This window comes from Pedobacter sp. MC2016-14 (assembly GCF_020991475.1).
Classification (GTDB): domain Bacteria; phylum Bacteroidota; class Bacteroidia; order Sphingobacteriales; family Sphingobacteriaceae; genus Pedobacter.
The window spans coordinates 2,323,999-2,336,573 of the sequence record NZ_JAJMPA010000001.1; the positions used below are offsets into that span (position 1 = coordinate 2,323,999).

Below are 12,575 nucleotides of genomic sequence, written 5' to 3' on the forward strand. Positions count from 1 at the left end.
AATCTTAACTACCCACTACCACTTTAGCAAAGCGAATCACTTTATCATTCAAAGTGTAACCTTTTTCTAATTCATCTATTACTTTTCCTTTGTGCTCTTCTGATGGAGCAGGAATTTTAGTGATGGCTTCATGTAAATCTGTATCAAAAACAGTATTGATACTTTCCATCTCCTTTAATCCTTTTTGACTCAGCAGATTTTTTAATTTATGGTGTATCAATACCACACCTTCACGTACAGCAGCTACATCAGCAGCGTTTTCTGTTGCTTTCAATGCACGGTCAAAATCATCCAGTACACCCAATAATGAAACGATCACATCTTTACCTGCAGTTTGTAAAAGCTCAACGCGTTCTTTTTGAGTACGGCGTTTATAGTTGTCAAACTCGGCAAACAAACGCAGGTACTTATCGTTTAAAGCTGCAATTTCTTCTTTTTGCTTTTCTTCAAGGCTAAGTTCCGGCTGTGATTCAGCAGTATTTTCTGCTGTAGCCTCATTGTTTACTGTATTTTCAGCAGCCTGCTCGCTCACTTCTTGCTCTGTGCTATTATTTTCCATATCAGGATTTTCGTTATCGTTTTTTTTCTTCTTGCCAAACATTGTTGTAGTAGAATTTTTTTAGCAATGTCAAATGTTTTGCCAACAAAAAATATCAGTCATGCTGTCAGTTTAAAATGAACTAAACTGTACAGAATGACTGATATCGAATAATTTTGTCAGAATTTTATACTATGGTTGCATCTTCATGTACGGCGCCATTTTCGCATTTTATAATGCGGGATGGAAGTGTGCGGATGATGTGGTAATCGTGCGTAACCAACAGCACTGCTGTTCCGCTCAGGCTAATTTGTTTCAAGAGCATTACAATCTCTTCTGAGGTTTCCGGGTCAAGGTTTCCGGTAGGTTCGTCGGCAAGTATGATCTCCGGGTTATTTAATAAAGCACGAGCAATCACTACCCTTTGCTGCTCCCCGCCAGACATCTCATGGGGCATCTTTTTAATTTTAGAGCGTAAACCCACTTTTTCCAGCACATCTTTAACACGTTCCTGGATCAGTGCTTTATCTTTCCATCCTGTTGCCTTAAGTACAAATTCCAGGTTCTGCTCTACCGTACGATCGGTTAACAATTGAAAGTCCTGAAATACGATGCCCAGTTTTCTACGCAGGTAAGGCACTTCCTTATCACTTAGCTTTTTAAGGTCAAAGCCAGCAATTTCCCCATCACCATTTCCAATGTGCAGGTCGCCATAAATAATTTTCAGTAAGCTACTTTTTCCAGAACCTGTTTGTCCAATTAAAAAAACAAATTCGCCTTTGTCAATACTCAGGTTCACATTAGACAATACAAGATGTTTTTGTTGAAAAACATCAACATTTCTTAATTTTATAACTGCGTTTGCTGTATTTCCTGTCATGTTTAAATATCTAATTTAGCAATTTGTCCAAAAGGCAAATCCTTTATAAATTCCATTATGTAGGGTAGCTTTTCAGCCAATCCAAGTTTGTCTAAAGATTTATCCGGCCGGTCTACCCTGAAATAAGCCAATAGGGTAAATTTGTCATCACGCAACTGTACATAGTCGGGAATCTTGGCAATGCCTTTTACTTTAATCACATACATTTGGTTCAAAAATAGTATTTCCTGCTGATAAAATCAGAATCAACGTACAATCATTACCCAGCCACTCAGTTTTTTTAGTTCTGGATTAAGCGTAATGGTGTAGTAATAAGCACCTACAGGTAAGTCCTGCCCATTATATTTTCCGTTCCAGGGATTGCCTGTACCGGTACCTGAAAATACGGTTTGCCCTTCACGGTTCATTACTTTCAAAGTGGCTTCAGGATAGCTATTTAATGCTTTGATATTCCAAAGATCATTTACCCCATCTCCATTAGGACTGAAGGTATTAGGTACGGTAACTTTTTGAAATACCCTGATAAAAACATCGTCGGTAGCCGGGATACATCCATAATCAGAGTTAACATGCAAAGTATAGGTGATGTCCTGGATAGGTGTCGCAACAGGATTCAACTTATTTGGATCATCTAATCCATCAGTTGGTGTCCAATAAAATGAAAAACCATCCATATTAGTACCTGCAAATCCATTTAAAATAGTGCTTTCACCTTCAAATATTTTTCTGTCTGCTCCCGCATTTGCGGTCGCATTTTTTTTCACCACTACATCAACTGTTTTCGATTCTTCACAGCCTCCATTACTTACTTTTACGGTATATCTTGTTGTGATTTTAGGATTAGCCAAAGGATTGGGGATATTGGTAGCAGAAAGCCCTTCAGCGGGCGACCAGGTATAAAACGTTCCGCCAGAGGCTTCCAATTGTACTGCGCCATCACTTTCGCATTTGGTCATAGAAGGATTTCCGACAGAAGCATTTACAAGAGGTAATACAGTAACTGTGGTACCAACTGGTGTGGCACAAAGGGCTTTATTTGTTACTGTAACGCTGTAAAGCCCGGCATTTGCTGGGGTAGCATTGGGGATAGTGGGCCTTTTTTCGGAAGATGTAAAACCATTTGGTCCAGTCCATGCATATGTGTAATCTGTGCCCGTTTCATCTACATCCAGCATAATTGTTCCACCTACACATACAGCACCATTATTGCTTGCTGTGGGACTTGGATAGGGGTAGGTGGTAATGGTAATTACCGGAGAGGCAGATCGACACTTTACTGCATCAATATTTCCGTTTTCTGCAGCAAGTAATCTATATTGTGATGCACCGGCATTGGGTTGTGCAGGGACGATAGTACTGAGATTAGTTTCGCCAGGCAAATTCTGCCATACTTCATCTTCAAGGCGCTGCCATTGGTATTGCGCATGGCTGTATACAAAGGATTCTACATCAGCAGAAAGGGTAAATGTTCTGTTATCACCAACGCAAATGTCTAAACTGCTTAAAGGTGAATTGTCTATTTTGGTCGTTATGCTTGGACCACAGGCCTGGAAAGCAATGTCATCTAGAGCCAAATCATTGCCACTACCGCCTACACCGTTATTTCTGATGCGAAGCAGTAGATTTGAACTGCCTGTAGAAGGCACAACAAAAGGATCCATTTTCTTTTGCTGCCAGTCTTCGGTAGTAGAAACGGGGATGTCACCAGTAGTAAGTTCAGCGAGTAATTCATCCGTGTCTGCATTTAAAATGCTAAATGTAAGGTTAGGCTTTCTACCGGTAGGACTAATTAACAAATTAATTACCCAAGCCGAGAACTGATAAGTGGTTCCAGGGCATAGACCGGAAACGATCTCCTGATAAAATATACCTGGATTGATATCGGCATTGATGACCATCATATAACCATTTGGATCATTGGGTGTATGGTTTCTCGCAAGATGCCAGGCATTACTGGTTACATACCTCATCCCAGCAGTTGTTTTTACCAGTGTATATGCACCATCATTTGGTGCACCCATTACATAATTATAGTTTCCGGTATTTTCGGCATTAAGTTCAGGACCATATGCACCGGGTCCGCTGTTAAAGGTGGTGCCTGCTAATACGTCCCCAAATGCTCCATGACAGGTAATCGCTTGACTTTTTGCAGCAGAAAAAGGCGCTAAAAGGGAAAAAAGAAAAACAATTGCACTAAAAAATTTCAAATCAGTAGTTTAAGATGGCAAGATAGGAATTGGCGTCATTTATTTAGAGAGAGGTGTTGTTAAATTTTCATAAACTATTTCTGCAGGGGTGTTTTATGCCGCGCTACTCGTCTTAGAAACAATCAATCTTTAACATTCACCAGATATAAATACATGAAACGAATTTTACTAGCAATATCCCTTTTTTTATCACATTCTGTAGTTGGGCAGGAACTAAGCTCTAATGATAAAGGTCTTAATGAAGCCTTTAAACTAGCACTGGGCACGGTAGACATCAATATAAGAAGGGGAATCCTTGCTGCCGGAACAGATTACGGTGGAGAATGGACCCGGGATATTTCTATCAACTCTTGGAATGCGGCCAGTCTACTGCGTCCGCAGGTAGCAGAACATTCCTTATGGAGTGTTACTATAAATAAAGATACCGTTGGCCACCAGTATTGGGATAAAATTCTATGGGTAATTGCGGCATGGCAGCACTATCAGATTAATGGAAATGAACAATTTTTAAAAGAAGCCTACGCCTGTTCTGCCAAAACCATGAAACATCTGGAAGCACAGCAGCTGGATACCAAATATGGTTTATTTAAAGGCCCATCTGTATTTAACGATGGCATTGCGGCCTACCCGGAGCCAATTTACGAACCGGGAAATAACGCTTCGGCAGTTACCAAACATAAAAATTCGGTTCATATAAAATGTTTAAGCACAAATGCAGCATACTATGGTGCCTATCTTGCATTAGCAAAAATGGCAAAGGCCGTTAAGCAACCAGCAGCTGTTTCAATGCTTTATCAGCAAAAAGCCGGACAATTAAAAGCCAGTATATTGAAGCATTTATATGATAAAGAGAACAACAAATTTTATTACCTGATAGATCAAAATGGAAAAGCAGACCCTTCGCAGGAAGCTTTAGGGATTTCATATGCCGTATTGTTTAAAATTATTGATGGGGCAAAAGCTAAGGCTATAGTGCAAAATGCCCTGGTATCAAAATATGGCATTACTTCTATTTATCCGGATTTTCCAAGGTATTCTGCTCAAAAACCAGGGCGGCACAACAACATCATATGGCCAATGGTAAATGGTTTCTTTGCCGCCGCGGCCATACAATGCAAGGATTACCCTACTTTCAAAAATGAGCTTTTTAACCTTATCCATCTGGCGCTGGATGAGAAAGCTGGAGATTATAACTTTAGAGAGGTATATAATCCATATACGGCCAAGCCCGATGGTGGATTTCAAGACAATGAGGCAGGGAAGCCTGATTTTCACTGGGAAAGTTGCAAGTTGCAAACCTGGTCGGCCACTGCCTACCTGAATATGATATTAAATGGGATCTTTGGCCTTCAGTTTAATTCAGATCAACTTAGTTTCAGTCCCTATTTGCCCGCAGAAATCCATCAAATTACTTTGGCGAAATTAAATTACCGAAACGCTGTGTTAACCATTTCGCTAACAGGAAATGGCGCTACCGTAAAGAGTTTTAAATTAGATGATAAAGTATTGCCTAAGCCACAGATACCATCTAATTTATCAGGAGCTCACCATATTGAAATTAGCTTGACAGATTAAAGCTGAGCTAAAAAGTCAACCGTACTGATGTTGTCAGCATAATCCCAAAGTTTAGGATGTTGTGAATCTCCAAAAGCAAGGGTTTTAAATGGAATGTTTAAATCTAACCTGCTTACCACACATTGAATGTTTTCTTCATTGGCAGTCAATGCGGCTTCCACTTCGCTCAAATCCTTGTACCGTTCCAGATATAAAACAGCCAGCGGCGAGGAAAGCCCTGCATCGGGTTTTAGCAATAAAAAGCCATTGTCGTAATGCTGATCCAGGTTTACCAGATAAATAGATTTATTGTAATCGTAGTTGTTATTGTATTTAAAGTGATCGGCAATGCCTTTATAACCTTCAAGCGGTTCAAAAAAGTTTTTGATGTCATATTGCTCAGGAAGGTATATTTTGGAAACATTGCGGCAACCTAAACCAAAATAATCAAATAGATCATGTCCCAGTAATTCAATTTCTGCTGCTGTTTCATTTCCGGTTAACACAGCTACACTGTTCCTGTTTTTTCTGATGATATTGGGCACTTTGCCAAAGTAGTACTCAAAATAGCGTGAGGTGTTATTGCTTCCGGTGGCAATAATAGCATCAAAATCCTTTAACCGTTCGGTATAAACCACATGGTCGGCCAAGAGCGGTTCAAAAGCAATGAGCTGTGCAAGTAAGGCAGGGAGTAGCTTTTGATCGGAAGAGCTCATCTTAATGACGGCAATATTTCCGGTTGCCAGAACAGAAATCACATCATGGAAGCCAACCAGTGGGATATTGCCAGCTAAAATTAGGCCTACCTTTTTGGGAGATGGACTTATAGTAATGGATTCAAACCATTTTTCAAGGTCTGCAGTATTCAGCATTTCGTGCAATGAATTTACTGCTCTTTTTACTTCTTCCAGTGTAAACCATGCATTGCTATTGGAGGCTGATTCCATTAAATAGCTAAATTCAGGGCTTGGGGAAGCCATAAAAGCACTTAGTTTGTGGAATGCAATAATTAATTTTTCGTTGGTAAGAAGGGGCATGTTTTGAACTATTTTAAAGTTTATGTGTTATATTTGCCATGCAAAGTTAACTTTAGCAGTAGATATAGACGAAGACATGGCTATTAAAATAACAGACGAATGTATTAATTGCGGAGCATGTGAGCCTGAATGCCCAAATAATGCTATTTATGACGCAGGCACTGCCTGGAGATTTTCTGATGGTACCAGCCTGAATGGGATCATAGATTTTGGAGATGCTCAAATAGATGCTGAGGCTTCTATGGAAGCGGTATCTGACGAAGTATATTATATTGTTTCTGATAAATGTACAGAGTGTAAAGGTTTTCATGATGAGCCTCAGTGTGCTGCGGTTTGTCCGGTAGATTGCTGTGTGGATGATGAAGACATCCGCGAGACAGAAGAAGAATTGCTGACTAAGAAAAGCTGGTTACACCAGGAAGGATAGTCGTCCCATTATACATATAAAAAAAGGACGCCCGCAGCGTCCTTTTTTTATATCCTGTATTTTGTAAATTATGCTTTCTCTTCGTATTTATTAGGTACAATAAGTACCGGGCAGGCCGATTTTCTGGCTACGTGTTCCGCAACGCTACCCATCAAAAAATGGTATAAGCCAGTGCGGCCGTAAGTGCCTATTACAATTAAATCAGAACCCCATTCGTCTGATTGCTGAATGATACCATGTGCAGCGCTATCCATCACACTCAGGTAGGTGGTTTTTACCCCGAAACCATATTTATCTTCGATTTCCTTTAATAATACATGACTGTTCTCCTCACTGTCGTCGTACGTTTCTAAAAATACAGGCGTTAAGGTCATGTCTGGATTTACATTGGCAGGTATAGGTTCAATTATATTTACAAGCGCCACTTCGGCATGATAAGTTTTCGCTAAATCATAACCTGTTTTTGCAGCTTTTTCTGCGCAGGCACTGTTGTCTACAGCGATCATTATTCTTTTAGGATTCATGGTCAATTAGATTGAAGGTTTACTGTTTATATAACAAATCGGCAGGTTAAATGTTTAAGCAAACATTTTGAAGGTTATATTATTTAGATTTATTCCAGTTAATATGTAGCTTTGGAGAAAATTTAGAAGATTGGTTCAGCAAGACGATAACAGTTACGGGTTAGGTGATATTTTTCCTTTGGATGAAAAATCATTTGAGACTTTGTACCGTAGTCATTGGAAATCAGTTTTCGGAATTTGCTACCATTACCTTAAAGATCAGGAGATCGCAGAAGAAATTACTCAAGACCTCTTTACATCACTTTGGGAGCGCCGCGATCGGTTAACGATTAAAACCACGGTTGAAAAGTACTTGCACCGGGCAGCAAAACTGGAAGCATTTGAATATCTTCGCACGGCTGCCAATCATCAAAAACATCTGGATTGTGCAATTAAAGACCTTTGTACCAGTGGTAAATGTACTGAAGACTCTGTCTATTTCAATGAGCTGAACAATAACATTACTGAGCTTGTTGAGCAGTTACCCTGCCGATGCCGTGAGGTTTACCGTATGAGCCGTGAGGAAGGTCTTTCCATTAAACACATTGCATCGACATTACTTATTTCAGAAAAAACTGTAGAGTATCACCTGTATAAGGCACTTAATTTTTTAAGGGTGCAGCTCGGTGAGTATCAGTATTAAAATAATCTCACTATAAATCAGTAGGTTGTGATTTTTTCTCTTTAAGCACCTAGGAGAAATTCCCTGTTAATCGGCTTTAGTATATATGCAGATTACAAAAGCACTCATCGAACGTTACCATCTTGGCTCCTGCACTCCAGAGGAGCAGTATGCTGTAGAAGAATGGTTGGAAAACGAGGAGGTAGAAATGAGTTTTCCTGAACATGTTGATCTTGCTGCGTTGGAAAATAAAGGTTGGTTAAGGTTTTCCAAACGTTTTAACCTGGGTAGTAAAAAGGTAATTAAGTTAAAGTTTGCCATTGCCTTGCGTATTGCAGCCGCTTTATTTTTAGTCTCCGGCATAGCCCTTTATTATTTTGTTGCTCATTTTTCTGCCGGTAATAAAGAGGTAACGTATCAGAACATTAGCACCGCCAATGGTGAGAAGCTATCCTGTACCTTGCCAGATGGTACGGTTGTTTTTCTGAATTCGGGAAGCAGCATTCGTTTTCCACTAAAGTTTAATGCCCATACCAGAGATGTTCGTTTTAGGGGCGAAGCCTTTTTTAAAGTGGCTAAAGATAAAACACGACCATTTACCATCAACACTAATCATATTGCTGTACGTGTATTGGGTACCAGGTTTAATTTAAGGGCATATCCATCAGAGCGGCAAACAAATGTAGTGGTAGAAGAGGGAAAGGTTAGTTTTTCAGGACTATCATCTTCCGAACACCTCATTCTTACCGCAAATCAGCAAGGCATTTATGATGGAAAATCAATCTATAAAGAAGAGGTATATGTGGCTAAACACCTGGCTTGGAAAAATAACCAGCTTTTGTTCGATAACCAGAAATTAAAAGAGGTGGCGCCAGTGTTGGAACGCTGGTATGGCGTAAAGGTTTCTATTGGTGATAAAGACCTCGAGCAGGAGCGTTACACCGGGCGTTTTGACAATCCCTCATTGAAAGAAGTGCTGCAAAGCATCAGTTTTGCCATTAAATTAAAATACAGAAAAGATAAGAACCAGTATATATTTTATTAAATGACCTCATTTTAGCCCGATATCTACCTATAAAAACAAACCCGGTGATCAGTCGACAAACATAACACCGGGCATATTGCCCAATCAATTCACATTAATTAAACAACAAAACAAAAGTATGTACAAAGGATGTACCCAAAAGAAAAAAAGCGTAACAATAATACTGTTGGCTTTCGTTTTTTTACTCACACAATTTAATGCCATGGCACAGCAACCCTTGCTGGAAAAGCCAGTAACCGTACAGTTCAGCAATATCAGTCTTAGCGATGCCCTGATGGCCATCGGAGATCAGGCAGGCGTAAAGTTTTCTTACAGCAGCACGCAGTTAAATGTTCAGCGTAAAGTAAGTGGAAATTACATTAAACGGTCTTTAAAAGATATTTTATCTAATTTACTTGGTAAAGATTTGAAAGGACTTAGCGTGAATGGCACGCAGGTTACCATTCAAACAGGTCAGGGTAGGGCAACTATTAAAGGTAGGGTAACCACGCGTGATGGTAAACCGGCAGAGTTTGTGACTGTAGGCATTAAAGGTGTAAAAATGGCCCAGGTTGATGCCAAAGGTTTCTACACGCTGAAAGATCTGGACGAAGGTACCTACACTTTGGTGGCTAGTTTCATTGGCTTAGTTCCACAACAGAAATATGTTACCGTTTCTTCTGGTGCCACAGTATTCCTTGATTTTAGCTTGTCCGAAAATAATGAGCAATTACAGGAAGTGGTGATTAACGGAGGTGTAACCAATAAATACTCTGTAAAGAAAACCACTACCTCGGCAAAAATGCCGCTAGGTAACCTGGAGAATCCTCAGGTATACACCACTATTCCAAAAGTTTTACTTGCAGAGCAAATGGTTACTGAATTTAGTATGGCCCTTAAAAATAGTCCTGGTGTATATAAAATACAAGGTACCCGAGGAATTAACAGTGATGGTGCGGCTTCTTATGTTTTACGTGGGTTTAGAACTGAAGCTTCCTTAATGGACGGTGTTCCGGCACAAACCAATGGTGAAATTGACCCGGCTAATATAGAAAGGGTTGAATTAATTAAAGGTCCATCAGGGACTTTATTTGGTGGTGCAGTAATTTCATTTGGTGGATTGATTAATATTGTCACTAAAAAGCCTTTAGATACCCTAGGGGGAGAAGTTGGTTACACTACAGGTAGTTACGGGTTGAACCGTTTAAGTGCGGATGTTTACGGTCCGGTAAATGCAGATAAAAAGTTATTAATTAGGATGAATGCCGCTTACCAGAATCAGGATGCTTTTCAGGATGCTGGTTTTCGTAAATCGGTTTTCTTTGCTCCGGCTATCGAATATCGTGCTACAGACAGGCTTACCTTTGGCTTAAATGCCAGCTTCTATAAATTGGAAGGTACAAGTCCTTCAAGTATATTTTTAAATCGTGTGCGGGGCTATATAGCTACTACTCCTCAGGAATTAAACTTTGACTGGAAAAGATCTTATACCAGCAATGACCTGGTGATGAAGAATCCGACCGTAAATATTAGAGGGCAAATTACCTATAAGCTTTCAGATCAATGGACTTCACAGACCATTTACTCCAGTAATACACGAAAATCTGATGGCTTTTATCAGTATGAGTTTGTTCGTGGTGCCACATCCGACGAAATGTTAGAACGTAATATTTCTCTTCAAAACTCTGTAAATACTTCTACAGATTTTCAGCAAAACTTTATTGGTGATTTTAAGGTCTTAGGTTTACGCAACAGAATGGTGATAGGTTTAGATTATTTGAATCAAACCGTTAATAATGACAATTCACCTTATATCGTATTTGATAATGTGAGTGGATTAAATCCTGCTGATCCTAATTATGTTAAAATTTCCCGTTCAGCTGTAGAGGCAAAACTGGCTACAAGTACCTTGGCACCTTCAAAGAACAATACTAAAATTAACATTTATAGTGCATATGCTTCGAATGTCTTGAGTGTAACCGACCAATTTATGGTGATGCTAAGCCTGAGGGTTGACCGTTTCCAGAGTAGAGGTACACGTAATCAAGCCACTAATGATTTTGTGTTAAATAGCAAGTACATGCAAACTGCTGTCTCTCCAAAACTAGGACTTGTTTATCAGGTAATAAAAGACAAAATTTCTGTTTTCGGTAACTATATGAATGGATTTATGAACGTGGCTCCAGTTGCTCAACCTTCAAATGACATTTCTGGTGTATTTAGACCACAGCAAGCCAATCAATTTGAGGGGGGTGCCAAGATGGACTTATTTGCAGGTAAATTGAGTTTTACCGCTAGTTACTACGATATTAAGGTGAAAAATATGGTTTATTTGGAGCCATATAACCAAACCGCTCAAAATGTTTCCGTTCAAAAAGGGACGCAAAGAAGTAAAGGCGTAGAATTTGAACTGATCACAAATCCTATTGAAGGTTTGAATGTTATAACCGGTTACAGTTATAACGATAGTAAGCTTACTGATGCTGCAGTTGCCTTAAACGGCAGAAGACCGGCTTCGGCAGGACCATCTAACTTATTTAATTCCTGGGTGAGTTACGCCATGCCAAAAGGAAAGCTGAAGGGCTTAGGTTTGGGATTTGGCACACATTATATTGGTGATCATTTAACAGGAAATTCCCTTACAACTGGCATATTTACACTCCCATCTTATGTTCTGCTTACTAGCACGGCGTTTTATGAAACCAAACGTTACAGGCTGGGGGTAAAAGTCGAGAATCTTACTGATGAATTATATTTTGCAGGTCAGGGTGTTTTAACTGCACAAATGCCAAGAACGGTTGCAGCGAATCTAACCCTGCGCTTTTAAATCTATTAAACTTATGTCGCTCTTTTGCCACAATCACGGATATGATCCGGATTGTGGTTTTTTTATGTTTAAACCTTATCTTGCAGAGATTTATATTCATGCTGTAACAATGGAACAACAATATGGTATTTGCAGGGTTTCAGTAGCCCATTTAAGAACGGAACCAAGTGATCGTGCCGAATTGAGCTCTCAATTGCTTTTTGGAGAACACGTAGAAATCCTTGAGAAAACGGAACGCTGGTGGTTGGTGCGTACTGCTTACGATGGTTATGAAGCCTGGATGGACTTTAGGCAGCTCACTGAAATTACCCTGGCGCAGTATATTGCCAATCATGACTGTGAAGACATGGTTCCATTGGCGGTAAGCAATACGCTTATTGATGCTGAAGGTACTGCTTACTATCTATCGCCGGGTAGTTACTTGCCCAATTATGAAGATGGCTTTTGCCGGTTAAACGAACAAAAGTACGAAGTGCTGTTTACGCCGCATCGTGCAGATATCACCCTTGCAGGTCTTTTACCCGCTGCTATGTTTTTTTTAAATGTACCTTATTTATGGGGCGGACGTATGCTCTTTGGAATAGATTGCTCTGGCTTTGTACAAATTGTATTTAAGTTAAACGGCATCCGGCTTAAACGCGATGCTTCACAGCAAGCAGAAGAAGGAGAACTGGTGAGCTTTCTTCCCGAAGTACTGTTGGGTGACCTGGCGTTTTTTGACAATGAAGATGGTAAAATTACCCATGTTGGCATGATGATCAATCCGCAGGAAATTATCCATGCTTCGGGTAAAGTGAGGATAGACCCTATTGATGGACAGGGTATTTACAATGCTGAATTGGGTAAGTATACCCATAAACTCAGAATTATTAAAAGATATACCACATAGCCTTATG

At 39.8% G+C, this 12,575-nt stretch carries 12 protein-coding genes; 6 read left to right on the forward strand and 6 right to left on the reverse strand.

Annotated elements, in window-relative coordinates:
- Window positions 1-4 precede the first annotated feature (4 nt).
- The 4 genes from LPB86_RS09725 to LPB86_RS09740 form a co-directional block, all read right to left on the reverse strand.
- Entirely contained in the window at window positions 5-559 is a 555-nt protein-coding gene (locus LPB86_RS09725; RefSeq protein WP_370632804.1) for a nucleotide exchange factor GrpE, read from the reverse strand.
- A gap of 166 nt (window positions 560-725) precedes the next feature.
- A complete protein-coding gene (locus LPB86_RS09730; RefSeq protein ID WP_230642936.1) occupies window positions 726-1,418 on the reverse strand; it encodes a cell division ATP-binding protein FtsE in 693 nt (230 codons plus the stop codon).
- Window positions 1,419-1,420: 2 nt separating this feature from the next.
- The gene (locus LPB86_RS09735) at window positions 1,421-1,624 is read right to left on the reverse strand and encodes a fructose-6-phosphate aldolase (RefSeq protein ID WP_230642939.1); all 204 of its coding nucleotides are present in this window, start codon (window positions 1,622-1,624) and stop codon (window positions 1,421-1,423) included.
- A gap of 39 nt (window positions 1,625-1,663) precedes the next feature.
- The gene (locus tag LPB86_RS09740) at window positions 1,664-3,625 is read right to left on the reverse strand and encodes a gliding motility-associated C-terminal domain-containing protein (RefSeq protein WP_230642941.1); all 1,962 of its coding nucleotides are present in this window, start codon (window positions 3,623-3,625) and stop codon (window positions 1,664-1,666) included.
- Window positions 3,626-3,778: 153 nt separating this feature from the next.
- On the opposite strand from LPB86_RS09740, the gene LPB86_RS09745 reads away from it, so the two are divergent.
- Window positions 3,779-5,200 (forward strand): glycosyl hydrolase family 65 protein, encoded by a 1,422-nt coding sequence (locus tag LPB86_RS09745; RefSeq protein WP_230642944.1) that lies wholly within the window; start codon window positions 3,779-3,781, stop codon window positions 5,198-5,200.
- Here LPB86_RS09745 and LPB86_RS09750 read toward each other — a convergent pair.
- Window positions 5,197-6,216 (reverse strand): acyl-CoA reductase, encoded by a 1,020-nt coding sequence (locus LPB86_RS09750; protein WP_230642947.1) that lies wholly within the window; start codon window positions 6,214-6,216, stop codon window positions 5,197-5,199. The genes LPB86_RS09745 and LPB86_RS09750 overlap by 4 nt on opposite strands.
- 76 nt (window positions 6,217-6,292) lie before the next feature.
- Here LPB86_RS09750 and LPB86_RS09755 point away from each other — a divergent pair, with 76 nt between their 5' ends.
- Window positions 6,293-6,643, forward strand: coding sequence for a 4Fe-4S dicluster domain-containing protein (locus LPB86_RS09755; RefSeq protein WP_230642950.1), 351 nt, complete (start codon window positions 6,293-6,295; stop codon window positions 6,641-6,643).
- A 68-nt stretch (window positions 6,644-6,711) separates the two neighbouring features.
- On the opposite strand, the gene LPB86_RS09760 is transcribed toward LPB86_RS09755, so the two are convergent.
- Entirely contained in the window at window positions 6,712-7,167 is a 456-nt protein-coding gene (locus tag LPB86_RS09760) for a universal stress protein (RefSeq protein ID WP_230642953.1), read from the reverse strand.
- Window positions 7,168-7,297: 130 nt separating this feature from the next.
- Between LPB86_RS09760 and LPB86_RS09765 the strand changes: the two genes are divergently transcribed.
- The 4 genes from LPB86_RS09765 (at window position 7,298) to LPB86_RS09780 (ending at window position 12,568) form a co-directional block, all read left to right on the forward strand.
- Window positions 7,298-7,849, forward strand: coding sequence for an RNA polymerase sigma-70 factor (locus LPB86_RS09765; RefSeq protein WP_230642956.1), 552 nt, complete (start codon window positions 7,298-7,300; stop codon window positions 7,847-7,849).
- Window positions 7,850-7,934: 85 nt separating this feature from the next.
- Entirely contained in the window at window positions 7,935-8,873 is a 939-nt protein-coding gene (locus LPB86_RS09770) for a FecR family protein (protein WP_230642959.1), read from the forward strand.
- Between the two features lie 202 nt (window positions 8,874-9,075).
- Window positions 9,076-11,679 carry a TonB-dependent receptor gene (locus LPB86_RS09775; RefSeq protein WP_230642962.1) on the forward strand — a complete coding sequence of 868 codons (2,604 nt, stop codon included), beginning with the start codon at window positions 9,076-9,078 and terminating at the stop codon, window positions 11,677-11,679.
- 109 nt (window positions 11,680-11,788) lie between these two features.
- The gene (locus LPB86_RS09780; RefSeq protein WP_230642964.1) at window positions 11,789-12,568 is read left to right on the forward strand and encodes a C40 family peptidase; all 780 of its coding nucleotides are present in this window, start codon (window positions 11,789-11,791) and stop codon (window positions 12,566-12,568) included.
- Window positions 12,569-12,575 lie beyond the last annotated feature (7 nt).

Coding starts and splice junctions, on each gene's coding strand:
- LPB86_RS09745 (WP_230642944.1), top strand. CDS start 3,779: ATGAAACGAATTTTACTAGCAATATCCCTTTTTTTATCACATTCTGTA.
- LPB86_RS09770 (WP_230642959.1), top strand. CDS start 7,935: ATGCAGATTACAAAAGCACTCATCGAACGTTACCATCTTGGCTCCTGC.
- LPB86_RS09735 (WP_230642939.1), bottom strand. CDS start 1,624: ATGTATGTGATTAAAGTAAAAGGCATTGCCAAGATTCCCGACTATGTA.
- LPB86_RS09730 (WP_230642936.1), bottom strand. CDS start 1,418: ATGACAGGAAATACAGCAAACGCAGTTATAAAATTAAGAAATGTTGAT.
- LPB86_RS09750 (WP_230642947.1), bottom strand. CDS start 6,216: ATGCCCCTTCTTACCAACGAAAAATTAATTATTGCATTCCACAAACTA.
- LPB86_RS09780 (WP_230642964.1), top strand. CDS start 11,789: ATGGAACAACAATATGGTATTTGCAGGGTTTCAGTAGCCCATTTAAGA.
- LPB86_RS09725 (WP_370632804.1), bottom strand. CDS start 559: ATGGAAAATAATAGCACAGAGCAAGAAGTGAGCGAGCAGGCTGCTGAA.
- LPB86_RS09775 (WP_230642962.1), top strand. CDS start 9,076: ATGGCACAGCAACCCTTGCTGGAAAAGCCAGTAACCGTACAGTTCAGC.
- LPB86_RS09760 (WP_230642953.1), bottom strand. CDS start 7,167: ATGAATCCTAAAAGAATAATGATCGCTGTAGACAACAGTGCCTGCGCA.
- LPB86_RS09755 (WP_230642950.1), top strand. CDS start 6,293: ATGGCTATTAAAATAACAGACGAATGTATTAATTGCGGAGCATGTGAG.